A 26,068-nucleotide genomic window follows, 5' to 3' on the forward strand; every position below is an offset into this window, starting at 1 on the left:
TTGAAATAGACTGAAACAATGTCTACGTCCAAGCCCCGGGGCCAGTATGCAAAGGGCGCCGAACGCCGCGAACAAATCATCCAAACGGCCACGGATGTCTTTGCCACAGAAGGGTTCGAAGGGACCGCACTCAAGCGCGTCGCTGAGCTCGTAGGCGTCAAGGAAGCCACCCTGTTCCACTACTTCAAGGGCAAGCAGGAGCTCCTCACGGCTGTCCTGGCAGAACGGGACAAGCGGTCCGTAGCTACCAGCGGCGAAGCTGAGGTGGGCCTGCGGCTCATGGCCCCCATCGCTGAACGGAACCGCCACGAACCGGGGCTGACCACCCTCTACGCCGTAGCGTCGGCCACCGCCAACGATCCCGGGCACGATTCCCACGGCTACTTCAAAGAGCGCTACGAAACGGTGGTGCGGGACATCGCAGCGGATATTAAAAGGCGCCAGGCTTCAGGCGATGTCAGGACAGACGTCGACGCCGTGATGCTGGCCAGGCTGACAGTAGCCGCCTTTGACGGCCTGCAGCTGCAATGGCTCTATGACAAGGGCGTGGACATGGCCGAGGGGCTGCGGAAGCTCGTCGACGTCCTGCTGGCACCGCCCCACCCAAACCCGTCCCACCCAAACCCGTCCCACCCAAACCCGTCCCACCCAAACCCGTCCCACCCAAACCCGTCCCACCTAAGTAAGTAACAGATAAGGCCGTTCTGAGAGCTCAGAACGGCCTTATCTGTTACTTACTTTTGGGCGTTGCCCGTGGGGACCCTAGCGGCCGGTTCCGCCGTAGACGGTAGCCTCGGCGTCGCCGTCGAGCTCGAACGCATTGTGGATGGCGCGGACGGCGTCATCCAGCTTGTCAGCGCTGGTGACAACGGAGATGCGGATTTCCGAGGTGGAGATCATGTCGATGTTGATGCCGGCATCGGAGAGGGCCTTGAAGAACGTGGCCGAAACGCCCGGGTGCGAACGCATGCCGGCACCGATCAGGGAGAGCTTGCCAACGTGCTCGTTGTACTCGATGCTCTCGAAGCCGATCTGGTCCTCAGCTGCGCGCAGGGCCGCCAGCGCGTCAGCACCTTCGACGATGGGCAGCGTGAACGAGATGTCCGTACGGCCGGTGCCGTGGGTGGACACGTTCTGGACGATCATGTCGATGTTCGAGTGGGCATCGGCGATCACCTGGAAGATCGCAGCAGCCTTGCCGGGGATATCCGGGACGCCCACAACGGTGACCTTGGCTTCGGACCGGTCGTGTGCAACGCCGGAGATGATTGGCTGCTCCAAGGCAACTCCCTCTTGAATGTTGAACTTTTCTTCGGCGCCGGGGATGACCCAGGTGCCTTCGTGCTGGCTGAATGAAGAACGGACGTGCAGCGGCACACCGAAGCGGCGGGCGTACTCCACGCAACGCAGGTGCAGGATCTTGGCGCCGGACGCTGCCAGTTCCAGCATTTCCTCGCTGGAGATGCGGTCAATCTTCTGGGCGGAGCTCACAACGCGGGGATCCGCGGTGTAGATGCCATCCACGTCCGTGTAGATCTCGCACACATCGGCCTCAAGCGCCGCAGCCAAGGCGACAGCCGTGGTGTCCGACCCGCCGCGGCCCAGGGTTGTGATCTCGTTGGTAATGCGGCTCATGCCCTGGAACCCGGCCACGATCGCAATGTGTCCCTTATCAAGGGCTGTCCGGATGCGGTGGGGGTCGACGTCGATGATCCTGGCCTTGCCATGGATGCCATCGGTAATCATGCCGGCCTGGGAACCGGTGAAGGACTGCGCGGAGGCACCGAACTTGTTAATGGCCATGGCAAGGAGCGCCATGGAAATTCGCTCCCCGGCGGACAACAGCATGTCCATTTCACGGGCGGGGGCGGAGTCCGTCACCTGGCTCGCGAGGTCCAGGAGTTCGTCGGTGGTGTCGCCCATGGCGGAAACAACAACCACAACCTCATTGCCGGCCTTCTGCGCATCCACGACGCGCTGTGCGACCCGTTTGATGCCATCAGCATCGGCAACCGAGGAACCGCCGAACTTCTGAACGATCAGCTGCTTGGTAATGGCAGCCTCGTTGGAGAGCTCTTCGATCTTCACTTCGGTAGTGGGCATAGTCATGCGCGCACCCTCACTGCATCAATAGGGTTCGAACGCGGCACACACCAATTTGGGTACGCGCGCGTAGCTTATTTGGCCAGTTTATCGCCGGGTGCAGTCCTTGCAGGAATTATGACCACATGGCGGCCACATGCACCATTCCGGCGCACCACCGCCCGGCGTAGCATCCATGACATGAAGATTTCGTGGAGCCATGGCCAAGGTTCCTGACGAGCCTGGCCTCTCGGGTCCGCGCCGGAATGAGCCTGAATATGAGGTCATTGGTGGCGGGATGATTGACGACCTGCCACGTGCCCACGGCGGGCTCAACAACTCTGCGACCAGGCCCTCACCGGTCCGCTCACCGTTCAAGGCCGCCGCGGCCGCGGCATGGCAGGATACCCGGATATCGTTTTCGTCGTGGCGGTTCTGGCTGGCCTGCGCCCTGGGGGTAGTGATCGCTGGTGGCTTGGCCGCAGCGGTCGCCGGTTGGGGCCAAGCCAACGGATGGTTTGAATCAAGCGTGCCGAGCGCCATCTACCTGGTCATGGCGGCTTGGCTGGCCATTGCCGCAGCGGTCCTCGGGACAGTGTGGGGGTTCCGGCATTCCCGGGGAAGCATCGCAGCCCTGCTGTTGGCTGGAGCCATCCGGGGAGCCGCCTTCGCCGTGATTTCCGGCGTGGTCCTGCTCGTGGTGGGCGCCAGTGTTGGCGGGCCACTCGCCGTGGCGGGGGCCGCCGTCGTAGTTGTTGTCCTGGAATCGGCCCTATTTGGACTGATCGGTGCAGGATCGCGGGCATGCTTTGCCGGAGCCGCGCCGGGTACGGCCTTGGCAGCGGTGCTCGTGGCATTCCTGTGCATCGGGAATGTGGCCCTCACCCTTATGCTGCTGCCCGGGACCACGGGTATGGACCAGGCTTCAGTGCCCGTGAACGTGCAGCGGGACGACTCCGGACGGATCACTGCCTATGAGTGCGTCGGCGACCTTCGTCCAGTTGAAGTGGCGCACACGGAACGGGCCGCGTGGCTGGCCGCGAGCAACCCGGCCCTGCTACTGGGCAGCGTCGCCGCGGACCTGGTGCCCCGGGATAATGACGTGGCGTGGGTGCTGTCCGGGCTCCAATGGGCTGCAGACGGCCCAGCGCGCGAGGTGCCGTGCCTGGGCGGGGAATCAAGCGACGGCCTGGCCCCCACCGTGCCCGTTGCCCTGACCGGCCTTGCGGTGCAGGTGGTGGTGGCGGCGCTGGTGGCTGTACCGGGACGCTGGTTGACGTCCCGGAGGGCGACCTCGTGACGTGCCAGCTCAGTCCGCGCTAGGGGGCATGGAAGTGCGCGATTCTGTGGTGATGGCCTTTAGGCCAAGGCGTTGCGCCGGCCCTCGAACGCCCGGCCGAGAGTGACTTCGTCGGCGTACTCGAGGTCTCCGCCAACAGGCAGCCCGGACGCCAGCCTGGTCACGGTGATTCCGATCGATTTGAGCATGCGGGCAAGGTAAGTTGCCGTAGCCTCGCCCTCAAGGTTGGGGTCCGTGGCGATGATGATTTCCTGGATGGCGCCGTCATTGAGGCGCGTGAGGAGCTCCCGGATGCGCAATTGCTCGGGGCCAATCCCGGCGATCGGATTGATGGCCCCGCCGAGCACGTGATAGCGCCCGCGGAACGAGCGCGTGCGCTCCACCGCGAGGACATCCTTGGACTCCTCAACGACGCAAATCACTGAGGGGTCACGGCGCGGATCGCGGCAAATGTTGCACAAATCCTGCTCAGTCACGTTGAAGCACACCGTGCAGAACTTCACCCGTTCCTTCACCGTGGTGATCGCCGTGACCAGGCGCTTCATGTCCTCGGGATCAGCCTCAAGGATGTGGAACGCCAGGCGCTGGGCCGACTTCGGGCCCACGCCGGGAAGCCGGCCGAGCTCGTCAATCAGCTCTTGAACTGCACCTTCGTACACAATGTCCTCGTTCGTTTGAAATCAATGCTGCAATCAGCGGGTTTGCAGGGGAGAACCGTCCAAGGCGCGCTCTTCGATCAGCTTTCCGCCCAGAATACGCTCCACAGCAGCACGCCCAAAGACCCTCGATTCCTCGATGGTTTCGTCCTCGGGGCTGGGGATATCCTCAGGCACGGCGTCCGGCTTTGCCTGCGTCCTCACCGGCGCCTGCACACGGCCTGCTTGGGCTTCCGGGCTGTTGGTCAGCCGCTGGTACAGGCTCTGCCGGGCCCCGGGAACGGTGGACGGCGCGGCCTCCTCCAGCGTGGCCACGGAGCCTCGTGACTCCTGGGTTTCCGTTGCCGTGGACGGCCAGGCCGCGGGGGCGCTGGCGGGTGCCTGGGCAGCTGCCGCTGCGGGTGCGGTTGCGGCTGCGGGCCAGCTCGACGCCGGAGCGACGTCCCAGCTGGAGGTTGCGTTTTGCTCAGCGCCGGTTGGATGACCGTATGTTCCGGCCGGGGTGGCGGGAACCTGCGCCGCAGCGGGCTCGTAATCGGGGGCGTCCAGTGCGGGGGCGGCGTCTTCCGAGGAACTGCCCGGCCGCGAGCCAACATTGGACTCCGTACCCACTACCCAGGTGCCCGGCGCCTGCTCGACCGCCCTGGACCAGGGGTCCGCGGACGTGCCGGTGGCTACGACGCCGGAGCTCGGGTTTGCGGCCGGGGCTGGTTCTGCCGCTGGGGCTGGTTCCGCCACGGTGGAACTCGTGGAAGGTACCGGCGATGCTATGACGGGCGATGGCGCCGGGTGTGCCCGCGAGGGTGCGGCCAAGGCGGGCGCGGGTGTGGCGAAGGCAGGCGCGTCGGATCCAGGTGTGCTGCGGCTGGAGTAGCCGGTTGGCGGTTCCCAGTCCGCTGGCGGCTCTTCGTCCAACGGCGGAGCGTCTTCGTCGAGCGGCGGACCCCAGTCGTCGTCCGGGTAGGAGTATTCACCGGCAGCCGCCGGGGTCGCCGGCGCAGCCTGGGCGATGGGCGCCGCAGCCGGGGCAGGGGAGCCTGGCTCGGAAAGAGCCATTGTGGCGGGAACCGTGGACTCAGTTGCCTGAGGTGGAACCGACGGAGCCTCTGCTGGTTCGTGACCCGGTGCTGGTTCCTCGTGGACCGGTGAGGCGGGTGCTGCTGAGCGGCTGGGTGGTGCTGCGGCGCTGGATGGTGCTGCGGGGCTGGCGGGGGCCAGACCCCAAGCGGAATCGACGGCCGAAACAGGAGCAGGAGCTGGAGCTGGAGCAGCAGCAGGAGCAGACATTGGCGATGGCGTGGCCGCTGCCGACGGCTGCGGCAGAGCCGTTGCCGATGCCGTTGCCGCTGCCGACGGCTCTGCCGCAGGCATGGCTGCGCCCGCCGATGCCGGAGTTTGCCGGCTAGTAGGCGCTTTTGGGTTTGGCTCAGAGCTCGCTGAGCTGTTGCCGCCAGCCACTGCGACGATCTGGCAGTCGATGCCGATGGTCTTGTGGATCGCTTGGCGGAGGTTCTCAGAGTGGTCTGCACGTCCAAATGCACCCGCAAGTCCACCTGTAGTGAACGCGAGCGTCAGCACCTGGCCGTCGAACTGGGCAACTTGGGCATTCGGTTCAACCAGCGCCCAAGTACTGCGCTTGATCTTGGTCAGTGTCTGCAGGACATCCGGCCAAGCACGCCTGAGAGCCTCCACGTCTCCGGCGCCGCTAGGAGCGGATGCCGGTGCTGCCGGGGCAGATGCTTGCGGTGGTTCTTGAGCCTGCGGTGCCGGCTGCGCCTGGTTCTCAGGCTGGGCCTGCGTAGTAGGCGCTGGCTGGGCTGGTGCCGGTGCCTGCTGGGGCACGGGGGTAGCCTCAACCGGAGCCGCTTGGACCGGAGCCGCCTGGACCGGCGCGGCCTGGACCGGCGCGGCGGGGCGGGCGGAAGCCGTCTTGTCCTCCACAGGCCAATCGTTGGTGGAGACGCGGGGAGCGGTGAGGCCGTTCCTGGACGGTGCCTCGACTGAAGGCTCCGGAGCAGCCGTGACCGGCGCTGATGGAATGGCGGATTCCGACACGGCGGGGGCAACCGGCGCGGCGTGGGCTGCCGGTCCTGCCGTTGCTGAAGCAGTTTCAGCAACGGGCGCGGTACCAGCAACAGGCGGTGTGCCGCCGTCGCCCGCGTAATTCAGGCGACGTTCCACGCGATCGATGCGGGCAGCGATGCCGCGCTCCGTTTGCTCGGAGCTGGGCAGGAGGATGCGCGCGCAGAGCAATTCAAGGTGCAAGCGCGGCGACGTGGCGCCGGTCATCTCCGTGAGGGCGGTATTGGTGACGTCCGCTGCCCGCGACAGCTCGGCTGCGCCCAGATTGGTGGCCTGGTTGCGCATGCGGGCGATCTGGTCCGCGGGCATCCCGCGGAGGATGGCCTGGGCGCTTTCGGGCATCGCCTGGACGATGATGAGGTCGCGGAACCGCTCCAGCAGATCCTCAACGAAGCGGCGGGGATCGTGTCCGGTCTGGATAACGCGGTCCACGGCGCGGAAGACCGTGGCGGCGTCCACGGCGGCGACGGCATCCACGACGTCGTCCAGCAAGGAGGCGTGCGTGTAGCCGAGCAGCGCGACTGCAAGCTCATAGTCCAGGCCGTTGGGGCCGGCGCCGGCCATGAGCTGGTCCAGCACCGAGAGGGTGTCGCGAACGGAACCGCCACCCGCGCGGATCACCAGCGAAAGTACGCCAGGCGCAACGGGAACGTTCTCCTGCCGGCAAAGAAGCTCAAGGTATTGCATGAGCGGTTCCGGCGGCACCAAGCGGAAGGGGTAATGGTGCGTGCGCGAGCGGATGGTCCCGATGACCTTGTCCGGCTCCGTGGTGGCAAAGATGAACTTGATGTGTTCCGGCGGCTCTTCAACGATCTTCAGGAGCGCGTTGAAGCCGGCCGACGTGACCATGTGGGCCTCGTCGATGATGAAGATCTTGTAGCGGTCGCGCACGGGGGCGAAGGTTGCCCGCTCGCGGAGGTCCCGGGCGTCGTCAACGCCGCCGTGGCTGGCGGCGTCGATCTCGATGACATCCAGGGAACCTGAGCCGCCTCGGGCTAGTTCAACGCAGCTGGGGCACTTGCCGCAGGGGGTGTCCGTGGGACCCTCGGCGCAATTCAGGCAACGGGCAAGGATGCGCGCAGAGGTGGTCTTGCCGCAGCCTCGAGGGCCGGAGAAGAGGTAGGCGTGGTTCACGCGGTTCTTGCGGAGCGCCGTCATCAGCGGCTCTGTGACGTGTTCCTGCCCGATAACGTCCGCGAAAGAGTCCGGGCGGTACCTTCGATACAGGGCAGTTGTAACAGTCACAGGGGAAACCTACCTTTAGGGACTGACATTTAAATAAGAGACCCCTCATGCACCCGCCAGAGCCCATCTACCCTTGCTACCTTCCGGTCCTGGGGGAGTTCAACAGGATGACGCCACATGAGGGGCCGTCGATAAGCTTACCCGAACTTACTTCGGGGTTCGAATCGCCCCTGCGCGGCTGTGGATAACGCTCGACGGCGGGTGGTCATGCCCCTTTCATGTCGGTGCCCGGTGGTAAACCCATTGCCAATACGACGGATATCCGAGAGGGCTGCGGCTGTGAGGTGCCATGGGTAACGGCGACTGGTTGGATGCAGCGGATGTCTCCAATGAGATTCATAAGGATGTCCTGGCGGTGGTTCGAATATTGACCACGTCGGGTTGGACGCTACGCAGACAGGGGCACAAGTTCTATTTGTATTGCCCCTGCGGTCCCGACGGGGCGCAACTGCGGGTTGACGGTACGCCCAGAAACGCCTCCCAGCGGGCCAAGATCCTAATGCGCGACGCCCGACGCTGCCCGGGGCAGCATGACTTACTCAGAGGTCGACGCTAGGTGTTGTCACACGTCAACACCCGGCGTTATTGTAGAACCATGACCGTTGAGCAATCATTCGAGTTGCGCCTTAGGCTTGGCGAACTTTCTGAGGAGACTGAAGACCTTCTGGTGAGGCAACTGGATGCCGTCGTCTCGCGCTTTGCGGGCGTCCCATATGCCACTGTGCTCCAAGACGCCCCGAGCGGCAGGGAGGCCGCGCACCGCATCGTTGCCCGAGTGCGTGATCTCGGAGGCAACGTTCAGTCCGTCGATTTCGACTACGTCACGAGGACCGAGATCGCTGATCGCCTCGGTGCAACCAGGCAGGCTGTTGCGTACTGGGTTGCGGGCCTGCGTCAGGCGGACTTCCCGTTCCCCCACCCAGCTATCCAGGCGGGAGTCGAGCTATGGTGCTGGTCTGACGTCGTGGACTGGGCCCTGGCCTCGAATCATGCCGTTGACGAGGCTGTGACGCTCTTGTCGGCTGACGAGATTGCAGTCATCAACGGTGAGCTGGCGGCTGGACGAATGCCCATCTTTGCTTGAAAGGGACTCAGTCACTCACCGCCACCCATTGACCGGCCACGTCATGAAAGCCGGCTCTTCGTAGGGGTGAGTCGCCCGCAAGGCCAGCACAACGCCGTCGAGAATTTCCTCCTCGACCACGCACTCAACGCGGGTTTCGGGCACTTCCTGGCCCGTACCGACGTTGCCGATGAATGGCCGGGCACCCGCCAGCGGAGTGAAGCGGCCGGTTCCCGGCGAGGTGAAAGCGCAGTGCGAGTAGTCGCCGATCCGTCCCGCGCCGGCGTTGCCGATGGCCATGAGTACGGCCTCAAGGTGGGAATTGGGCACGTAAACCACCAAAGCGTGAAGCTGAGACATAGAGACATTTTGTCAGTAACTTTGGCCAAAACGGTGCCCAAACCATTGCATATCCATAGGTCACAGCGGACCATGGGTATGTACACCGATTGGGGCAATCTCAAGATTGTGAGCTGCGGGGCCTGGGGGCGAGGGGCCGGACCCGGCAGCTCAACGGCGGTACCGCAAGAATGGGCGCGTTGGGGGCGTCCATTTTTCCGTTAACGGGTGCTTCCTGCGCGCCGCCCTGGGGTGGCAATTCAGCCCGATTACACGATGCTGAAATTCTCAGGTACAGTAGTATCTGCTTTCGAATCGGAAGCAAGGAGAATTCGCCTAGCGGCCTATGGCGCACGCCTGGAACGCGTGTTGGGTTAACGCCCTCGGGGGTTCAAATCCCCCATTCTCCGCGTTTGGCCCCAGTCCTCGGACTGGGGCCTTTTGCGTTTCCGGGGCACCCGCTTTCGGTCCGCCCAGCCCGGGTCAGTCGGTTAGCTGGGATGCATCTGCCTGCTGCTCCGCGTCAACCTGCTGCGCCGCAGCCACGCGCTCCAGCACTTCACGGCACGCCAGGATCGCCGGGTGGATCCGGCCCGCCGTCCTAGTGGAGGTGAACACGGTCCGCTTGGGTAGGCCCGGGAGGTCCAACAGTTGGACGGGGCGGGTGCGGCCCGTCCATACGAGGTCCGGCATGAGGGCCACGGCGTTCCCGGATTCGATGAGCCGGATCTGTGCTTGAAGGTCTGCCGTTTCGTAGCGCACATCGGGCTCGAAGCCGGCGGATCGGCAGGCCTGCTCGGCCCAGTGCCTTGACGCTGCGCCGCGGGGTTCCATGACCCACGGCATGGAGGCGGTATCGGCGAGGGATGCAACGGACTCGCCACCCCGACCCAACGGGGGAGTGGCCAGGCGGATGGCATCGCTGGTGAGCGTGACGCGGTCCAGTCCCGGGTGGTGCGGTGCGGCGTGTCCGGGATATTGCTCGGCCACCACGATGTCGAAGTCCCTCGCCCACGTTTCATAGAGCGCCGTCTCGGGTTCGCGCTGGGTCATTTCCACCCGGACCTCGGGGTATTCCTGCCGCATGATGCTGAGGACATCGGGCAGCAAGGCCAGTGCAGCCGACTGGAAAACGGCAAGGCGCACCGTTCCGGTCACCATGGACAGGGACGCTGCCAGTTCCGTTTCCGCACGTTCCAGGGTCTCCAGCAGGGCTGCGGTGTGCGCTACGAGGATCTCGGCCTGGGGCGTCAATTGGACGCGGCGGCCCGCTTTGCGGAGCAGTTCCACCCCGGCTTCCTTCTCCAGGAGGGTGAGCTGCTGGGACACTGAGGAGGGGCTGTACTGCATGGCATCGGCTACCTCGGCGAGGGTTCCGCGGATCTTCAATTCGTGCAGCAAACGCAGCCTGCGGACGTCCAGCAAGGCAGCCTCCAAAGGATCGGAATGATTAATGAATATTCGTCAGAAAAGATCGCTTTTCCTAACGTGATTGTAGATCCATACTGATGGAAACAAACAAACTTCTCCGCTTCAAAAGGAGCCCTCATGACCAGCACCATCCCGGATGCCACCGCCCCGCGCACCCAGGATTCAGGGCAGTTCGATGCCCTGGCACAGGAAGCCATCGCATTGGTCCGCCACTGGCTGACTGAAGCCGGCAAGATCCCGGTTGACGTTTCCGCGCAGCGCCTTGCCGGGGTCCTGAAGGACCCGAACGGCCTTGACTTCACGGTTGGATTCGTCGACGGCGTCATCCGCCCCGAGGATCTCTCGGTCGCCGGCCGCAAACTGGCAGAACTGGCGCCCAAGGTGCCCAAGTTCCTCCCGTGGTACATGCGCAGCGCTGTCCGCGTGGGTGGCGTCATGGCTCCGATCGTCCCGCAGGTAGTCATCCCGATCGCACGCCGCGTGCTCCGTGAAATGGTGGGCCACCTGATCGTGGACGCCACCGACGCCAAGCTGGGTCCGGCCATCGCCAAGATCCGCCAGGATGGCGTGCACCTGAACGTGAACCTCCTCGGCGAAGCAGTCCTGGGCGAGCATGAAGCACAGCGCCGCCTGGAAGGCACCCTCAAGCTCCTTGCCCGCGATGACGTGGATTACGTCTCCATCAAGGAATCCTCCACCGTGGCACCGCACTCCCCGTGGGCCTTCGACGAAGCCGTCGACCACGTGGTGGAGAAGCTCACCCCGCTCTACCGCCTCGCAGCGTCCTTCCCCAAGCCCAAGTTCATCAACCTGGACATGGAGGAGTACAAGGACCTCAGCATGACCATTGCGGTGTTCAAGCGCATCCTGGACATGCCCGAGTTCAAGAACCTCGAAGCCGGGATCGTGCTGCAGGCCTACCTCCCGGACGCCCTCGGCGCCATGCAGGAACTGCAGGAATGGGCCACAGCCCGCCGCGCCAACGGTGGCGCGCCCATCAAGGTCCGCGTGGTCAAGGGCGCCAACCTCCCCATGGAGCAGGTGGAAGCATCGCTGCACGATTGGCCGCTGGCCACGTGGGGCACCAAGCAGGACTCTGACACCAGCTACAAGAGCGTCATCAACTACGCCCTGACTCCGGAACGCGTTGACGCCGTGCGCATCGGCGTGGCCGGCCACAACCTGTTCGACGTCGCCTTTGCCTGGCTCCTGGCCAAGCAGCGCGGTGTGACCGAAGGCATCGAGTTCGAGATGCTGCTGGGCATGGCAACCGGCCAGGCCACCGCGGTCCGCAAGGACGTCGGCAGCCTCCTGCTCTACACACCGGTGGTCCACCCGGGCGAGTTCGACGTCGCCATCGCGTACCTGATCCGCCGCCTCGAAGAAGGCGCCAGCCAGGAAAACTTCATGTCCGCTGTCTTCGAACTGAGCGAAAACGAGGGACTCTTCAAGCGTGAACAGCAGCGCTTCCTGGACTCCCTCGCGCAGCTGACCGACGAAGTCCCGGCGCCGAACCGCAAACAGGACCGTCGTCTCCCGGCCGAGCCCGCCCCGCTCGAGGGCTTCAGCAACACCCCGGACACTGACCCTGCACTCCCGGCCAACCGCGCCTGGGGCCGCGACATCCTCAGCCGCATCCCCGGTTCCACCGCCGGCGACGCGATCGTTGAATCCACCAAGGTCTCCGACGCCGCCCACCTGGACCAGATCATCGCTACCGCCGTGGACCACGGCAAGGCCTGGGGCGCCCGCCCCGCTGCCGAGCGTGCAGCCATCCTGCACCGTGCCGGCGAGGTCCTTGAAGCGCGTCGCGCCGAGCTCCTTGAAGTCATGGCTTCCGAAACCGGCAAGACCATCGACCAAGGCGACCCCGAGGTCAGCGAAGCAATCGACTTCGCCCACTACTACGCCGAGCGTGCCAAAGACCTGGAAACGGTCGACGGCGCCACGTTCGTCCCAGCAAGCCTCACCGTAGTGACCCCGCCGTGGAACTTCCCGGTGGCGATCCCCGCAGGCTCGACGCTCGCAGCGCTCGCCTCAGGCTCCGCCGTCGTGATCAAGCCGGCAAAGCAGGCCCGCCGCTCCGGTTCGGTCATGGTGGACGCGCTCTGGGAAGCCGGTGTGCCGCGTGAAGTCCTGGCGCTGGTGCAGCTCGAAGAGCGTGCGCTGGGCACCCAGTTGGTCTCGCACCCGAGCGTTGACCGCGTCATCCTCACCGGTGGCTACGAAACGGCTGAGCTGTTCCGTTCCTTCCGCCAGGACCTGCCGCTGCTCGCCGAGACCTCCGGCAAGAACGCCATCATCGTCACCCCGAGTGCTGATCTGGACCTCGCTGCCAAGGACGTCGTGTACTCGGCATTCGGTCACGCCGGCCAGAAGTGCTCGGCCGCTTCCTTGGTGATCCTGGTGGGTTCGGTCGCGAAGAGCGCCCGCTTCCACAACCAGCTCGTCGACGCCGCGCGTTCATTGACCGTTGGCTACCCGGACAACGCCACAACGCAGATGGGGCCGATCATCGAAGCGGCCAACGGCAAGCTCCTCAACGCCCTCACCACCCTGGGCGACGGCGAGACCTGGGCCGTCAAGCCCGAGCGCCTCGACGAGACGGGCCGTCTGTGGTCTCCGGGCATCCGTTCGGGCGTCAAGCGCGGCTCCTACTTCCACCTGACCGAGTTCTTCGGCCCGGTGCTGGGTGTCATGACCGCTGAAACCCTCGAGGAAGCCATCGCTATCCAGAACGAGATCGAGTACGGCCTCACGGCTGGCCTGCACTCCCTGGATTCCGCAGAAATGGGCGTCTGGCTGGACACCATCCAGGCCGGAAACCTGTACGTCAACCGCGGCATCACCGGTGCGATCGTCCAGCGTCAGCCGTTCGGTGGCTGGAAGAAGTCCGCTGTGGGCGCCGGAACCAAGGCCGGTGGACCCAACTACCTGATCGGCCTGGGCAGCTGGCTCCCCGCCGAAGCCAAGGCCAAGCGCGGCACCGTGCTCCAGGGTGCTGCCGCCCAGCTCCTCGCCGCCGCCAAGTCCGCTGACGTGACCGCCGAGGAACTTCAGACCCTCCAGCAGTCGCTCTTCAGCGATGCCGCAGCATGGGAATCCGAATTCGGCACCAGCAAGGACGTCTCCGCCCTCTCCGCAGAGCGCAACGTCTTCCGCTACCGCTCCCTCCCCGTGACCATCCGTCTCTCCGAAGGCGGGCGACTCGCTGAGCTGCTCCGCGTCGTAGCAGCCGGCGCAGTGGCGGGTTCGGCGCTCAAGGTGAGCTCCGCCGTCGTACTTCCCGACGCCGTGGTGACCGTGTTCGCGAACCTGGGCGTCAGCGTCCGGATCGAGGACGACGCCGCGTGGCTGGCCCGTGCGGCAAACTTCGACGCCGGCCGGATCCGCCTGATCGGTGGAGACTTCGCCGCGCTGAGCGCAGCAATGGGTGGCCGCCCGGACGTCGCGGTCTACCACGGTGAGGTGACCCAGGCTGGCCGTATCGAAATCCTGCCGTTCCTCCGCGAGCAGGCCGTGTCCATCACCGCGCACCGCTTCGGTACCCCGAACCACCTCTCGGACCACCTGATCTAAGGCCGCCCGCCGGGAGGCGTAAAAGTTGAAAGCTAACCCCTCGGCGAACCCCACATCACGTGAGGTCTCGCCGAGGGGTTAGCTTTCGGCGTTATTGGCGTGCGAAAGAGGTGAGAACTCACCCCTCGGCGAAGGCATTCAAACGGCGTAGCCGAGCCTCTGCAACCTCTGCCGGGCAGCTTGTTCGCTCGGTCCATGGGAGCCCAGGGCCAGGCGAACCATCCACAGCACCGCCCTGGCTGCGGTGATCACGGGCCAGGGGATCGGGCCAAGCCGAGCGGCGCGGATCCCCAGCATGGTGCGGTACCTGGGTTCAAGGCTCGCGACGGCGGCCGCGAACAGAATGCGGTAACCGGGCTTGAGCAGCGGGCTCAGTGGAGGGTACCGGATGAAGGATACGGTCTCGGCGAGACGCTCGTCGGACCGCAGCACCCCGGAGGAATACCAGGCTTCCAATTCGTCGCGGACCTGCGCTTCGGTGAGCGGGGGATTCTCCACCCCCATGAGCCTGCCGGCCGCGGCCCACTCCCGGACGTAGGCATCGGGTCCGCCGGGGATCGGCCGCCCCCAGATGCGGTTGGCGGTGATGAACGAGTCCGCGTAGGTCACATGGACCCAGCGGAGAAGCTCGGGATCGTTGGCGGCGTACTCCCGCAGGGTGCCGTTGCCGTCCACGTAGCTTCCGCGGACGCGCTCGTGGATTTTCCGGACCCTATACGTTGCGGCTTCGGCAGCCTCCGTTGATCCGTAGGTGACTGTGAAGATCCACCGGACGGTGTTCGCCAAGCGCCCCAAGGGGTCCTTCTGGAAATCCGAATGTTCGTACACTCCCGCCAGCGCGCCGGGGTGCAGGGCCTGCATCAGCAGGACCCTGATCCCCGCTACGATGGTGGCCACATGGCCGTGGACCGCCCAGACGGCCGACCCCGGAAGGTGATATCCGGCGTCGTTCCCGTCCGCGAGTCGCGGCACCCACTCAGGCGGGGTGCCCGACGTCCCTGTGAAGGTCCGCTGGAGTTCGTGCCTGTACTCGGTGAGGTAGTTCCTCATGCCTTCAATTCGACCGCTGTTTGGCGGAGGTGTACAGAGCTAGGCGCGGATCTTGCGCCGGGACGGCGCGGCTGCCACCAGCAGGGCAGCAATCGCGACGGCGGCACTCAGGATGAGTCCCGGCCGGTACTGCTCCAGCATGGCCTGGGCATTCACGGTCCCGGCGGCCTGTCCGTGCCCGCTGACCATGGCCGTGGTGACCGCGAGAACCAAAGCTGCGCCGACCTGGGTGCTTGTTTGGATCAACCCGGCGGCCAGGCCCTGCTCCGAGTCGCGGATGCCGGCCGTCGCCTGCACGTTGATGGAAGGGAACGCCAGGGCAAAGCCGATGCCCAGGAGGATGACCGAGGGCAGGATGTCCAGGACGTAGTTCGGCGAGGTACCCACCCGTAGGAACAGGACGTAGCCCAATCCGAGCGCCGTGAGGCCAGTGATGATGAGCTGGGTGGCACCGAATTTCTCAATCAGCCGATCGGCGAAGGGTGCGCTGCTGGCCACCAACAATCCCGTGGGAAGCAGGGCCAGCGCCATCCCCAACGGCGACCAGCCCAGGACGGACTGCAGGTACATGGTCAGGATGAACTGGAAGCTCAGGTAGGAGCCGAAGAGCCCCACCGCGCTCAGATTGGCCCGCGCAACCCAGCCTTCCTTGAGGATGCTGAAGCGGATCAGCGGGTGCTTGACCTTGTTTTCGATCACCGCGAAGGCTGCCAGCACGGCAACAGAAACTGCGAATCCGGCGATTGTTGCCACAGATCCCCAGCCCTGCTCCGGTGCTGAAACCAAGGTGTACACGAGGCCGAGCATGCCCAGCGCGAGCGTCACGGCTCCCCAAATATCGTGCCCGCTGTTTTCGGCGGACGGCTTGTCCTTGGGGATGTATTTGATACCCATCAGGACCACGACGACGGCGATCGGCACCGAGACCAGGAACGTCCAGCGCCAGCTCAGGCTGGTCATCAGGCCGCCTACCACCAGGCCCAGCGAGAACCCGCTGGCACCGAAGGTGGTGAAGATGGACAGCGCCCTGTTGCGCTCGCGGCCCTCCGCGAAGCTGGTGGTGATGATGGAGAAGCCAGCGGGCGCAGTGAAGGCCGCTGCAAGTCCCTTGATGAAACGCGTTGCGATGAGGATGGCGGGATCGTCCACCAGCCCGCCAAGGAGCGAGGCTGCGGCGAACACCGTCAACGCAATGAGGAAGATACGACGGCGGCCCAGCAGGTCCGCGAGTCGGCCACCAAGGAGCAACAGGCTTCCGTAGCCCAGGACGTAAGCGGACACGATCCACTGCAGGGAGTCGGTTCCGAGGTTGAGCTCCCGCCCGATGGATGGCAGGGCAACGCCAACCATGGAGACGTCCAGGGCGTCGAGGGCCAGGACGGTGCATACAACCATGAGCAGCAGCCACTGGGACCGCGTCCAGCGGACGGCTGAGACCAAGGGTGGCTCGGCGGAGGTTTTGAGGGTGGTGGGTGAAGTCATGCGTTCAATGTATATGACACGTCATTCAATGACAAGGAATATGACGTGTCATCTTATGACGTGGATTCTAACGGCGTCATGAACTAGAATCAGGGCATGGCAACGACGCGTGACCGTCAGCTGGTTGAGCAGTGGCGCAGCATCCAGAACTCCTACTTCCGTACCGCGGGAGCAATTGACCGCGCCTTGGAAGCCAAGTTCGACATCGGCCTGAATGAGTTCGAAATCCTTGACCTGGTGGCCGAAAGCGAAGAATCCGCGTGCCGCATGAAGTCCCTGGGGGAGCGCACCCCCATGACCCAAAGCGCTGTCTCCAAAGTGGTGGACCGCTTGGAAAAGGCGGGATTGGTGTCACGTCAAACGTGCGAGGATGACCGCCGTTCGCTGTTCCTGGAGCTGACGGAAACGGGCCGCGCCCTGCATGCCACGGCCGCCGTGGAGCACCGCGCGCTGCTCAAGGAAAACCTGGGCTAAGCCGCCCTTTCTCAAGCTCAAGATGTCTTGAGCTAAAACTGAGCGAACCTTTCTGTTGCAAGCATCGGAGAAGCCTTTATTTTCATGGTGATTCCCGCAACAATGGTGCTTGCACGCCAGGCTGGGGTTTGGTGCCGCTGGCTTTGGGGAGTGTTTTGTGGGCAAGCATCATGAATCAGACCGGGTCATTGACCTGGTGAGCACCGAAGGTTTCCGCCGCGTCCTTATCGCCGGAAGCCTCGCCGTTCTGGCTTTCTTCGCCTTTGGCTTCCAACCACTGAATTCCGTTTCCACGGGATCGGTGGACGGCGCCATGGCGCAGGGCGTGGTAGGTCCCGCAGCGTTGGGCACCCTGACGCCTCCAGAGGCCGAAACCATGGTGATCGACCCAGCTGTCGAGCCGCCCGTCCAGCTACCCGGAACGCCCATGGTCTTTTTTGACCGGGCCATGGTCCGCACCGTCAGCAAAGACGGATCCACTGGACTCACTGTGGCGTCCGCAGGCCTTTCCAGGCCACCCAGCGGCAGCCTGTACGCACCTCTTGAGGTCCTGAACCCAAGTTCGCCCTATGGCTACCGCTACAGCCCTTTGACGGGCCTTGCCGGTGAGTTCCACTGGGGCCAGGACTACGCCGCAGCCTGCGGTACTCGCGTCTATGCTGCCGATGCCGGCGTGGTCCGTGCCGTCGGATGGCACATCTGGGGTGGCGGCAACCGCGTGGAGATCGAACACGGCAATGGCCTGGTCACCACGTACAACCACCTGCAGGCCATCGGCGTGACGCAAGGCCAATCAGTGCGGGTGGGCGAGGTCATTGCCCAGGTTGGAACCACCGGCTGGTCCACGGGCTGCCACCTCCACTTCGAGACCATCGTGAACGGACTGCACACCAACCCCAACGGCTGGACTTATCTGCCCATGCGGCAGATTGATCCGCTGCAGAACATCACCATGGTGAACTACCAGCCCGGAGTGGGCACCGGCAGCTCGGCCACGCCTCAGTGGGCCGTACCGGTAGCTGACGGCACCAACCGCGCCGTCATCGGCGGCGAGCACGAAGAGCCAGTTGCGCTGCCCGTAGTGGTTCCGCCCACCACGGCACCGCCGGTCACTTCTACTCCGACGATCAATCCGCCTGCCAGCCAGACGCCGACGCCGACCCCCTCGCCTTCCGTTACGGTGACGCCGACGCCGACGCCGACGCCGACGCCGACGCCGACACCGACACCGACGCCGACTGGCACGGCAACGCCGACGCCGACACCCACACCGACACCGACGCCGACGCCGACTGGCACGGCAACGCCTACCCCGACACCCACAGGCACAGCAACGCCTACCCCGACGCCTACTCCAACCCCGTCGTCGTCGACCACGGCACCGGCAACCACCACCGTGTCGCCGAGGGTTTCCACGGCTCCGGAGCCAGCTGCATCCCAGTCCGCCAGCGCTCCGCCGCCGGCCGCACCTGCTCCCGCCGCTCCGGCACCGGAAGTCCCGGCACCTGCAGCACCGGCCCCGGCCGCACCTGCTCCCGCCGTTCCGGCACCGGAAGTCCCGGCACCTGTCGCCCCTGCTCCCGCAGCAGTGGTTCCTGCACCAGCCGTAGTAGCTCCTGCACCAGTTGTACTTCCCGCGCCCGCTCCCGCCGCAGTGACGCAGTCCGTCGCTCCGGCCGCCCCTGCAGCGCCGGCTCCTGCCCCCAGTCCCATCGGGGCATTGGCTGCAACGCTCCCGGCCGTGGTCCTGCCACCCGGCTACATCCTGATCGCACCTGACCTGGTCCAACGTCCGGACGGCGTGATCGTGCCCCTGTCCACACTCATCCTTCCCAAGCCCTAGTCCGCGTGACGCAGGCACCCCCCTGCGTTTCGCGGTCCAAGGCAGCTCCCGTAAGCTCGATGGCGGCGATCCCGCCAGCCGACGTCGTCAGGAAGCGATCACATGACCAGCCTGTACAGCATTCCCCTCACCTTCAACGATGGCTCCGAAGCGGACTTCGGACGCTTCGCGGGGAAAGCGGTCCTGGTTGTGAACGTCGCTTCCAAGTGCGGCTACACCCGCCAGTACTCGGGCCTGGAGGAGCTCTACGGGAAATACCGTGAGCAGGGCCTTGAGGTCCTTGGCGTGCCCTGCAACCAATTCGGTGGGCAGGAGCCTGGCGCGGACGAGGAAATCGCGGAATTCTGTGAGCGGAACTTCGGCGTCTCCTTCCCGCTGACCAGCAAAGCCAATGTCCTGGGCAAGGAGCAGCACCCCCTGTTTGCCGAGCTGACCCAGGACGGCGATGGTCAGCCGGTCAAGGTGAAGTGGAACTTCGAGAAGTTCGTCATTAACCGCGAGGGCGGGTTGGTTGCCAGGTTCCCATCCGCGGTGGAGCCTGACTCCGAAGACCTGTTGAAAGCAGTGGAAAAGGCTTTGGCATAACTGATCAGACCTGAAGGGAGAAAAGTAATTTTCCAACATTCCGCCGGAAGTTAGCCAGTTGTTGGCTAGTTGTCTGGTTGGATTGGCCCTACTGGATTGACACGGGAGACGCCGTCTCCCACCAAACGCTAAGGCAAGCTATGGAGCTCATCGAGGCCGAGTACCCCAAACCGGGTCATGTGCTTTTGCACCTGAGCGATCTTCACCTGGTGGGTGGTCCGGGCACGCTTTACGGTTCTGTCGACAGCGCCACCCGGCTCCAGGAGATCTGCGACCAGATCATCGCCTCCAAGATCAAGCCCGAGGCCATCATCTTCACCGGAGACCTCGCGGACCGGGGCGAGCTCGAAGCATACAAGCGGCTCCGCGAGATGATCGAACCGGTCTGCAACGCCCTGGGAGCCAAGGCGATCTGGGCCATGGGCAACCACGACAACCGTGCGAACTTCCGCTCCGCGTTCGCTGATGCCTCAGAATCCAGCAAGCCCCAGGACCCCGTGGACCGCAGCTACTTCGTCAACGGACTGCGCATCATCACTTTGGACACCACCGTCCCTGGCTACCACTATGGCGAGTTGTCGGAGGCCCAGCTTGAGTGGCTGGCCTCGGAACTGGCCACTCCTGCCCCGGACGGCACCATCCTGGCGCTGCACCACCCGCCTGTCCCGTGCGTCCAGGACCTCGCGGTGCTGGTGGAGTTGCGCGGCCAAGCCGCACTGGCCGCCGTCGTCCGTAATACGGACGTCCGCACCATCCTGGGTGGCCATCTGCATTACTCCACGACGGCGGGCTTCGCCGGCATCCCGGTATCGGTCGCCTCAGCGACTTGTTACACGCAGGATCTTGGCGTGCGTGCCGGTGGCCAGCGCGGGCGCGACGGGGCTCAGTCGTACAACATGATCCACGTCTATGAGCACACGATCGTTCATTCGGTGGTGCCCATGTCAGGCGGTGTGACCGTGGGGGAGCCGGTGGACGCTGCGGAGGTTCAGCGGAGGCTGGCCGATGCCGGCATCCGGATTCCGCACGAGTCCCGGGTGGGCGCCCATACTTCTCCGGGGACCCACACTTCTTCCCTGCCGCTTATTTCGCCCCGGGTGCCCTGACTACTTCTCCCAAGGTGCCTTGACCGGGAAGTATTTCTCCAGGAAGTCGGTCACCAACTCGGCGCGCTCTTCCCCTGCAACCTCGGGGAAGCTGCCGTCGTTCAGGCAGAAGAAGTCCATGTGCCGCTTGGCCAGCAACTTGGGCAAGTAGTGAAGTCCTGCCCACATGGTGGTGTCCACGTACCTGACCTTCGCATTGGTCTGCGTGACGGCACGTCCGGTGAGCAGCGCGTAGTAGTGGTAGAACGAGTTGGTCACCGAGATGTTGTCAGCAGCCCGGAACCGGCTGCCGGCGGTCTTGGCGAACTCGGCCGGGAATTCCTTCTCCATCCGGGCCACCACGCTGCGCCGCAGGGGAGCGGCGGTGTGTTCCAGGTGCCGGGTGGTAATCCGGCCAAATCGCTCCCACAGCAGTTTGCGGTTGACTCGTGCAGCATTTTCGAATCCGCTGCGTTCGGCGTCGTTCTCGCCCAGGCCAATACGGGTGTCAGCCTCGATGAACTTGGTGATGCCACCGGGCGTGAAGAACGTATCCGGGCCCACGGGACGGCCGAAGAACATGTCGTCGTTGGAATACAGGAAGTGCTCAGACAGGCCTTCGATGTGGTGGAGTTGGCATTCCACCGCCTGCGAATTGTGGGTGGGCAGGACTGAGGGATCAGCGAAGAATTCCTCGCTGCGCACAATGGTCACCGACGGGTGGTCGGCCAGCCAGGCAGGTGCGGGCGAATCGGTGGCGATGAAGATCCGCCGGATCCAGGGCGCAAACATGTGCACGGACCGCAGCGCGTACTTCAGCTCATTGATCTGGCGGAAGCGTGCCTCGTGGTCATCTCCCTCGCCCAGGACAGTCTCGGCCTGCTGGGCGCGCCTCCTGGCAATGTACTCGGGGTCGCTGCCGTCCACCCACGAAAAAACGATGTCGACGTCGAAGTCGATGTCGCTGGCGTGGTCCGCGAACATGTTCTCGATGGTGGGCCACACGAGGCCGTGCCGCTGGACTGTGCCGCGGACAGCGTCCTGGCGCAGCATGGTGCGGCGCGTCAGTGAATTCTCCACCGGGAGCTCCAGGTGGTTGCCCTCGAATCTCCACAGCTCAAGCTGCACGCCAAGGGCCGGGCCGTACCAAAGACCGCCACCCGGCTCCACCCTGGGGCGGTAAAGGCGGAAGATTCTGGCCTTCCGGTTGGCGGCGAGTTCCCCGTCAGCCACCAACCTGGAAGTCTTCTTCTTCGAGTCAACCGTCATGGAATAGAACGGCTCGTTGCGGAAGGCGGCAACCAAGGCTTCACGGACGTCCTTGCGCGCCTCCCAATCGACCGCGATGACAGGCCGCTCATCATTGCCGCGCACCAGGATGAAATCGACACCTGCGGCGTCCAGCGCGGCCCTGACGGCCAGGAGATCGGACACCATGGCCTGTTGCGGGGTGAGGTCGCTGTTGACCAGGGCGTACCGCCCACGGTGACGGACGACGTCGGACCTGTGCTTAAGATGCGCGACGACGGCAGGCGAGACGGCCTCGGCGATCGCGTCTTCTTCTATGGACGGGCTGCCGTGGTAAATCGGATCGACCTGTGCTTGAGTGATGGCTGTTTCTCCGGGATCGTTAGGGTGCGGGATGCGCTGCTGCTAGATGGAAAGTGCCTCGCGCCAGCTGCGGAGGAAGGCGCCGCCGGCGTCGTCGTGGATCACGTCGTCCGCCAGTTCCAGGTCAGCGGCCGTCAGGATGGTGTAGGGCTTCACCGGAACGCCGTCTGCGGGCCGGACATCCACGTGCTTCACGTCGTGGTCGTTGTGGTGAAGCCAGTCTGCCATGGCATAGTCCGTGCGGGAATCGCCCACTGTACGCCAGGCCAGCGGGGTGATGCCTTGGGCCGCCAGGAGTTCCACGGCGCGGCTTGCTCCGAGGTCCTTGCCGAGGCGGACCGATTCGATGTCCGTGGAGATGATGGTGGGGTCCAGGCGGTAGTCCGCGGCGTCGTCGGATTCCGGTGCGTGGTGGTCCAGGATCGCGGCATTGAGGCCGTGGCGGCCCATGATGTCCAGGGCGTCGGCGTCGAAGAGCTTCTGCTCGGCCAAGTAGTCGGCGCTGGTCACTTCCAGGTGCTGCTCCACGGAAACCATGGCCCGTTTGGTCTCGTCAAAGAACATGTGCGCGGAGTAATCCTCGGCGACCAGTCTGCGGATATCGTCCCCGTAAGCCTTGGGGACCGCGAGCCCATGATCCACGTGGATGGGGCCGGGACCTTCGGCCGTGTAGCTGAACCAGACGGCACCCTTCTCGCAAATGGCATGGATGAGGGTGCCGGCAGGCATTCCCGCAGCAATCATCGGGGCCATGACCTGCTCGCTGATGAACGAGTCCGAGCGGCCGGTGTTGAAAATCACCGGGATGCCGGCAGACGCCAGGGCAACGAGGTCCGTGATGATGTCCGGTTTGACGTCGCGCGTCACAGGGCTGGCAATGGGGCCATCAACGTCCAGCAGCAACGCCAGTGCGGGCGTGGCGTGGGCAGCGGTCCGGTCAGTACCTTGGTGCGGTTGAGTCATGCCCCTATTCTGTCAGTCCACCCGGCGCGCATCACAGCTATGACGCACGGCGAACGGATAGTCACCTTTTGGCCACAACCTCAATGTGCCGGGACTCACAAGTTCCGTTAGGGCGGCAACTTCCATAGGCTTGCAGGGTGATCTTCAAAGCTGTGGGCGAGGGACGCCCGTACCCTGACCATGGATACTCCGCGCCGAGGGACTGGGCGGCACTGCCACCGCGCCCGGTCCGACTCGATGATCTTGTAACTACCAAGCGCACGCTGGATTTGGAGGCATTGTTGGCTGAGGATTCAACCTTCTTCGGTGATCTGTTCCCGCACGTCGTCCAGTATCAGGGCGTCATGTACCTCGAGGACGGGCTTCACCGTGCTGTCCGTACGGCCCTCCACCAGAGGACGGCGATCCACGCACGCGTGTTGGTGATCGATGGCTAGGCCGTCAGCCCCGGAGCAGGACACCATTGACCCTCCGGGTCAAGGCATGCCCGCGGAGTCGACGCAATCGCAGCCAAAGAAGCAACCAAGGAAACGGAAGCGTCCCAAGGACGTGACCCAGCTTCACGGGCATCACGTGGTGACTGGACCGGAGCTTCGCGCAACGTTCGCCGATGATGCCCGGGCGCCCCGCAGCCGCTTCGGGCGCCGCCTGTTCCACGGGATTGTCCTGGTCCTCCTGGTAGGCGTCATCGCTGCCGGAGCAGTGGGTGCCTGGGCGATCATGAACGGCATGATCAAAGTCCCCACGGCGATCGCCAGCAAAGCGGCTACCAGTCTTTGTCCCACCACCACGTTCGACTACATTCCGAACGAAACAGTGAACCTCAACGTCTTCAATGCCACGTCCCGTGGCGGATTGGCCCGCACCGTCGCGGACCAATTCGTAGCCCGCGGCTACAAGGTGGGAGCGGTGGACAACAGCGATACCGCGTACTCGGGAATCGGCGTGGTGGTCTCCGGCGTCAAGGGACAAGCCGCGGCGCTCAACGTCCAGCGCAACCTCGCCGGGACTGACTACTTCCAGGACAACCGGGAGGATGAATCCGTGGATGTCATCCTGACCCCCGGCTACGAGGGTTTGGTGGAGCCGCAACTGGTGGACCAGACCCCGGGAATGCTCAGCTGTCCCCGGGAAGACCTGCGGATCGCGGACACCTCAAAATGGCCGGTCATCCCCACCCTCCCTGCGGGCCAGTAGCACCCGGAGTTCTTGGACGGTTCCTGCCTAGACCGGGCTTTTGGGGGCGCTATCCGTGCGAAGGCTCGTCAGGTCGTCCAGGCGGACGGGCCTGCCGTCGTCGTCAAAGCGCGCTCCGGCACCCAACTGGATGAATCGCACCGTTTGCTCGGTGTGGGCCTCGACGTCGGAGGCTGGGGGCGGCGGGGGAGCATCGCCGTCGGGCGTTCGGTTGCGTCGTGCGGCGCTGGCGGACAGTGTCCCGTGAATGAGCCGCGCGAGTTGTCCGACGTCGATATCAGGAAGGTAGCCCTGCCGGACGCCGTCGCTGAGGATGTCCTGGAGCAGGATATTGAGGTCCCCCACGTGGTCCGCCAGCTTGGCGAAGGATCCGGGGGAGAGGACTGCGGCCATTGCGGGGCCGGGCGGCAAATGGCGGCGGCTGAGGTCCTCCACCTGGGCGCGGACGTAGAGGGCCAGGCGGTCTACGGGGTTCTCCAGCGCAGCCAGCGAATCGCGGAGGTCCACGATGAAGCGCTCGGTCTCGTCCAGGGCGTACGCGATGAGCAGCTGCTCCATGTCCGCGTAGTAGTTGTAGACGGCGGTGCGGCCCACTCCGGCGTGGCGGGCGACGTCCGTCATGGTCAGCCCGGGCAGGCCGTGGGTGAAGAGCAGTTCCCCGAAAGCGGTCAGAATCCGACGTTGGGTCTCGGCGCGTTGGGCAGCGTTCGTGGCGGCCGTGATCCTTGGCATATAGACACTTTACAGTGATCTGTCAGCAAACTCCTGCTGGACGGCGGCGACGCTCCGTGCCGCCATCATTCGGGGTGGTTCAAGGCCCCTTCTTGCAGGCAATCAGGGACGCATCAAGGGACTCAAGGGACGGACTCCTTGGTGCCCGGACTCGCGTAACATCGTGGAAAACCGGACAACAGCAGCTAGGGGGCGTCTTGCGCGCAACGGTCAAGGACGTCGCGCGCCGCGCAGGGGTGTCACCCAAGACGGTCTCGAATGTCATGAACGGGATCGTTCCGGTGAGCGGCCCCACGCGGCTCAGGGTGGAACAGGCCATGCAGGAGCTCGACTATGTCCCGAACCTGTCTGCGCGGGGGCTCCGAAACGGGAGGTCCGGCGTCATTGCCTTGGCGTTGCCGGACCTGGCGACTCCCTTCTCTGCGGAGATCGCCCAGAACATTGTGGAAGTTGCGCACGAGCAAGGCTGGATTGTCCAAATCGAGGAAACCGGTTCGGACCCGCAGCGCGAGCAGGAACTGATGACCCGGGCACGGTCCAACCTGATCGACGGACTGATCCTCAACCCTGTGGTACTTGACGAAAGTGCGGTCAAGGTGGGTATCGCCTTGCCTCCCGTGGTCCTGCTGGGTGAAGTCACGCAGGAACTGGCGGACCGCGTCTTTGTGGACAGCTTTGCCGCAGCACGGGACCTGACCCTGGCGCTGGCTGGGCCCGGACGTCGTCGCATCGCCGCGCTGGGTGTGAACCGTGGGCGCCAGTCGGCTACGGCCATTCAGCGGACCAGGGGATATGAAGCAGCCCTGCAGGAGCTGGGGATCCAGCGGGACGAGTCGTTATTGATTTCCTGCGAAAGCTGGACCCCGGGTGCTGCTGCAGACTCCTTGATGGAGTATCTGGAGGAGCACCCGCTTCCCGAGGCGCTCTTCTGTTTCACGGACTCCATGGCGCTTGGTGCCTTGAATACCCTGTGGAAAAGGGGCTTGCGCGTTCCCGATGACATTGCGGTGGCTGGCTTTGATGACATTGTGGACGGGCGTTATGCGGTGCCGTCCTTGACCACCGTCTCGTTCGACAAACGTGCCATCGCCACTGAAGCCATACGCCTGCTCACGGAACGAATGGCGGACAGGGGGCACGGGCAGCGCCTTGTTGAAGTCGGCTACAGCATCGTGGAGAGGGACAGCAGCCGCGGCTGAAGCGAGGCCGGCGAAGCGAAATTGTTTGCGCTAACAATTTTCTCTTGCCCCTTCCATTACAACGATGTAA

The 26,068-nt window shown here is 64.6% G+C and carries 21 protein-coding genes, 1 tRNA gene and 1 other RNA gene; 12 read left to right on the forward strand and 11 right to left on the reverse strand.

Features of this window, described 5'->3' with window-relative positions:
- Window positions 1-18 precede the first annotated feature (18 nt).
- Window positions 19-690: a TetR/AcrR family transcriptional regulator gene (locus ACFRJ9_RS00755; protein WP_377663353.1), complete on the forward strand. Its 672-nt coding sequence runs from the start codon at window positions 19-21 to the stop codon at window positions 688-690.
- A gap of 72 nt (window positions 691-762) precedes the next feature.
- Here ACFRJ9_RS00755 and ACFRJ9_RS00760 read toward each other — a convergent pair whose 3' ends face one another.
- Window positions 763-2,109 (reverse strand): aspartate kinase, encoded by a 1,347-nt coding sequence (locus tag ACFRJ9_RS00760; RefSeq protein ID WP_377663355.1) that lies wholly within the window; start codon window positions 2,107-2,109, stop codon window positions 763-765.
- A gap of 193 nt (window positions 2,110-2,302) precedes the next feature.
- On the opposite strand from ACFRJ9_RS00760, the gene ACFRJ9_RS00765 reads away from it, so the two are divergent.
- Complete coding sequence (locus ACFRJ9_RS00765) at window positions 2,303-3,382, forward strand: hypothetical protein (protein ID WP_377663357.1); 1,080 nt, start codon at window positions 2,303-2,305, stop codon at window positions 3,380-3,382.
- 59 nt (window positions 3,383-3,441) lie between these two features.
- Here ACFRJ9_RS00765 and recR read toward each other — a convergent pair whose 3' ends face one another.
- The 3 genes from recR to ffs form a co-directional block, all read right to left on the reverse strand.
- Entirely contained in the window at window positions 3,442-4,041 is a 600-nt protein-coding gene (gene recR / locus ACFRJ9_RS00770) for a recombination mediator RecR (RefSeq protein WP_377663359.1), read from the reverse strand.
- Window positions 4,042-4,074: 33 nt separating this feature from the next.
- Window positions 4,075-7,365, reverse strand: a complete 3,291-nt coding sequence (locus ACFRJ9_RS00775) for a DNA polymerase III subunit gamma and tau (protein ID WP_377663361.1) — start codon at window positions 7,363-7,365, stop codon at window positions 4,075-4,077.
- A gap of 33 nt (window positions 7,366-7,398) precedes the next feature.
- Window positions 7,399-7,495, reverse strand: an RNA gene (ffs, locus tag ACFRJ9_RS00780) — signal recognition particle sRNA small type.
- Between the two features lie 465 nt (window positions 7,496-7,960).
- On the opposite strand from ffs, the gene ACFRJ9_RS00785 reads away from it, so the two are divergent.
- Window positions 7,961-8,449, forward strand: a complete 489-nt coding sequence (locus tag ACFRJ9_RS00785; protein WP_377663363.1) for a hypothetical protein — start codon at window positions 7,961-7,963, stop codon at window positions 8,447-8,449.
- 15 nt (window positions 8,450-8,464) lie between these two features.
- Here ACFRJ9_RS00785 and ACFRJ9_RS00790 read toward each other — a convergent pair whose 3' ends face one another.
- The gene (locus ACFRJ9_RS00790) at window positions 8,465-8,788 is read right to left on the reverse strand and encodes a hypothetical protein (protein ID WP_377663365.1); all 324 of its coding nucleotides are present in this window, start codon (window positions 8,786-8,788) and stop codon (window positions 8,465-8,467) included.
- A 304-nt stretch (window positions 8,789-9,092) separates the two neighbouring features.
- On the opposite strand from ACFRJ9_RS00790, the gene ACFRJ9_RS00795 reads away from it, so the two are divergent.
- Window positions 9,093-9,177 (forward strand) — tRNA-Ser (locus ACFRJ9_RS00795).
- Between the two features lie 73 nt (window positions 9,178-9,250).
- Here ACFRJ9_RS00795 and ACFRJ9_RS00800 read toward each other — a convergent pair.
- On the reverse strand, window positions 9,251-10,192 hold the full coding sequence (locus ACFRJ9_RS00800; protein WP_377663367.1) for a LysR substrate-binding domain-containing protein: 942 nt from the start codon (window positions 10,190-10,192) through the stop codon (window positions 9,251-9,253).
- Window positions 10,193-10,315: 123 nt separating this feature from the next.
- Here ACFRJ9_RS00800 and ACFRJ9_RS00805 point away from each other — a divergent pair, with 123 nt between their 5' ends.
- Entirely contained in the window at window positions 10,316-13,777 is a 3,462-nt protein-coding gene (locus ACFRJ9_RS00805) for a bifunctional proline dehydrogenase/L-glutamate gamma-semialdehyde dehydrogenase (RefSeq protein ID WP_377663369.1), read from the forward strand.
- A 138-nt stretch (window positions 13,778-13,915) separates the two neighbouring features.
- Here ACFRJ9_RS00805 and ACFRJ9_RS00810 read toward each other — a convergent pair whose 3' ends face one another.
- Together ACFRJ9_RS00810 and ACFRJ9_RS00815 are read right to left on the reverse strand one after the other, a co-directional pair.
- Window positions 13,916-14,827 carry an oxygenase MpaB family protein gene (locus ACFRJ9_RS00810; RefSeq protein ID WP_377663371.1) on the reverse strand — a complete coding sequence of 304 codons (912 nt, stop codon included), beginning with the start codon at window positions 14,825-14,827 and terminating at the stop codon, window positions 13,916-13,918.
- 39 nt (window positions 14,828-14,866) lie between these two features.
- On the reverse strand, window positions 14,867-16,309 hold the full coding sequence (locus ACFRJ9_RS00815) for an MFS transporter (protein ID WP_377663373.1): 1,443 nt from the start codon (window positions 16,307-16,309) through the stop codon (window positions 14,867-14,869).
- 96 nt (window positions 16,310-16,405) lie between these two features.
- On the opposite strand from ACFRJ9_RS00815, the gene ACFRJ9_RS00820 reads away from it, so the two are divergent.
- The 4 genes from ACFRJ9_RS00820 (at window position 16,406) to ACFRJ9_RS00835 (ending at window position 20,317) form a co-directional block, all read left to right on the forward strand.
- Window positions 16,406-16,783 (forward strand): MarR family winged helix-turn-helix transcriptional regulator, encoded by a 378-nt coding sequence (locus ACFRJ9_RS00820; protein WP_377663375.1) that lies wholly within the window; start codon window positions 16,406-16,408, stop codon window positions 16,781-16,783.
- A 157-nt stretch (window positions 16,784-16,940) separates the two neighbouring features.
- Window positions 16,941-18,626, forward strand: a complete 1,686-nt coding sequence (locus ACFRJ9_RS00825; protein ID WP_377663377.1) for a M23 family metallopeptidase — start codon at window positions 16,941-16,943, stop codon at window positions 18,624-18,626.
- A gap of 102 nt (window positions 18,627-18,728) precedes the next feature.
- Window positions 18,729-19,211: a glutathione peroxidase gene (locus ACFRJ9_RS00830; RefSeq protein WP_377663379.1), complete on the forward strand. Its 483-nt coding sequence runs from the start codon at window positions 18,729-18,731 to the stop codon at window positions 19,209-19,211.
- 140 nt (window positions 19,212-19,351) lie between these two features.
- A complete protein-coding gene (locus ACFRJ9_RS00835; RefSeq protein ID WP_377663381.1) occupies window positions 19,352-20,317 on the forward strand; it encodes a phosphodiesterase in 966 nt (321 codons plus the stop codon).
- On the opposite strand, the gene ACFRJ9_RS00840 is transcribed toward ACFRJ9_RS00835, so the two are convergent.
- Together ACFRJ9_RS00840 and ACFRJ9_RS00845 are read right to left on the reverse strand one after the other, a co-directional pair.
- Window positions 20,318-21,733 carry a stealth family protein gene (locus tag ACFRJ9_RS00840; protein WP_377663383.1) on the reverse strand — a complete coding sequence of 472 codons (1,416 nt, stop codon included), beginning with the start codon at window positions 21,731-21,733 and terminating at the stop codon, window positions 20,318-20,320.
- A 216-nt stretch (window positions 21,734-21,949) separates the two neighbouring features.
- Window positions 21,950-22,870 (reverse strand): hypothetical protein, encoded by a 921-nt coding sequence (locus ACFRJ9_RS00845; RefSeq protein ID WP_377663385.1) that lies wholly within the window; start codon window positions 22,868-22,870, stop codon window positions 21,950-21,952.
- A 137-nt stretch (window positions 22,871-23,007) separates the two neighbouring features.
- Here ACFRJ9_RS00845 and ACFRJ9_RS00850 point away from each other — a divergent pair, with 137 nt between their 5' ends.
- Together ACFRJ9_RS00850 and ACFRJ9_RS00855 are read left to right on the forward strand one after the other, a co-directional pair.
- The gene (locus tag ACFRJ9_RS00850; protein ID WP_018778077.1) at window positions 23,008-23,307 is read left to right on the forward strand and encodes a type II toxin-antitoxin system VapB family antitoxin; all 300 of its coding nucleotides are present in this window, start codon (window positions 23,008-23,010) and stop codon (window positions 23,305-23,307) included.
- Window positions 23,308-23,419: 112 nt separating this feature from the next.
- The gene (locus ACFRJ9_RS00855) at window positions 23,420-24,067 is read left to right on the forward strand and encodes a LytR C-terminal domain-containing protein (protein ID WP_377663387.1); all 648 of its coding nucleotides are present in this window, start codon (window positions 23,420-23,422) and stop codon (window positions 24,065-24,067) included.
- 27 nt (window positions 24,068-24,094) lie between these two features.
- On the opposite strand, the gene ACFRJ9_RS00860 is transcribed toward ACFRJ9_RS00855, so the two are convergent.
- On the reverse strand, window positions 24,095-24,799 hold the full coding sequence (locus ACFRJ9_RS00860; protein ID WP_377663390.1) for a TetR/AcrR family transcriptional regulator: 705 nt from the start codon (window positions 24,797-24,799) through the stop codon (window positions 24,095-24,097).
- 197 nt (window positions 24,800-24,996) lie between these two features.
- Between ACFRJ9_RS00860 and ACFRJ9_RS00865 the strand changes: the two genes are divergently transcribed.
- Entirely contained in the window at window positions 24,997-25,998 is a 1,002-nt protein-coding gene (locus tag ACFRJ9_RS00865) for a LacI family DNA-binding transcriptional regulator (protein WP_377663393.1), read from the forward strand.
- Window positions 25,999-26,068: the final 70 nt, after the last annotated feature.

This window comes from Paenarthrobacter sp. NPDC056912, assembly GCF_042786555.1.
GTDB lineage: Bacteria > Actinomycetota > Actinomycetes > Actinomycetales > Micrococcaceae > Arthrobacter.

Excerpts from the sequence above, each read along its gene's own strand:
- ACFRJ9_RS00815 (WP_377663373.1), bottom strand. The coding sequence starts at position 16,309 with ATGACTTCACCCACCACCCTCAAAACCTCCGCCGAGCCACCCTTGGTC.
- ACFRJ9_RS00760 (WP_377663355.1), bottom strand. The coding sequence starts at position 2,109 with ATGACTATGCCCACTACCGAAGTGAAGATCGAAGAGCTCTCCAACGAG.
- ACFRJ9_RS00835 (WP_377663381.1), top strand. The coding sequence starts at position 19,352 with ATGGAGCTCATCGAGGCCGAGTACCCCAAACCGGGTCATGTGCTTTTG.
- ACFRJ9_RS00785 (WP_377663363.1), top strand. The coding sequence starts at position 7,961 with ATGACCGTTGAGCAATCATTCGAGTTGCGCCTTAGGCTTGGCGAACTT.
- ACFRJ9_RS00845 (WP_377663385.1), bottom strand. The coding sequence starts at position 22,870 with ATGACTCAACCGCACCAAGGTACTGACCGGACCGCTGCCCACGCCACG.
- ACFRJ9_RS00805 (WP_377663369.1), top strand. The coding sequence starts at position 10,316 with ATGACCAGCACCATCCCGGATGCCACCGCCCCGCGCACCCAGGATTCA.
- ACFRJ9_RS00840 (WP_377663383.1), bottom strand. The coding sequence starts at position 21,733 with ATGGTGTCCGATCTCCTGGCCGTCAGGGCCGCGCTGGACGCCGCAGGT.
- ACFRJ9_RS00755 (WP_377663353.1), top strand. The coding sequence starts at position 19 with ATGTCTACGTCCAAGCCCCGGGGCCAGTATGCAAAGGGCGCCGAACGC.
- ACFRJ9_RS00830 (WP_377663379.1), top strand. The coding sequence starts at position 18,729 with ATGACCAGCCTGTACAGCATTCCCCTCACCTTCAACGATGGCTCCGAA.
- ACFRJ9_RS00765 (WP_377663357.1), top strand. The coding sequence starts at position 2,303 with ATGGCCAAGGTTCCTGACGAGCCTGGCCTCTCGGGTCCGCGCCGGAAT.
- ACFRJ9_RS00860 (WP_377663390.1), bottom strand. The coding sequence starts at position 24,799 with ATGCCAAGGATCACGGCCGCCACGAACGCTGCCCAACGCGCCGAGACC.
- ACFRJ9_RS00810 (WP_377663371.1), bottom strand. The coding sequence starts at position 14,827 with ATGAGGAACTACCTCACCGAGTACAGGCACGAACTCCAGCGGACCTTC.
- ACFRJ9_RS00820 (WP_377663375.1), top strand. The coding sequence starts at position 16,406 with ATGGCAACGACGCGTGACCGTCAGCTGGTTGAGCAGTGGCGCAGCATC.
- ACFRJ9_RS00790 (WP_377663365.1), bottom strand. The coding sequence starts at position 8,788 with ATGTCTCAGCTTCACGCTTTGGTGGTTTACGTGCCCAATTCCCACCTT.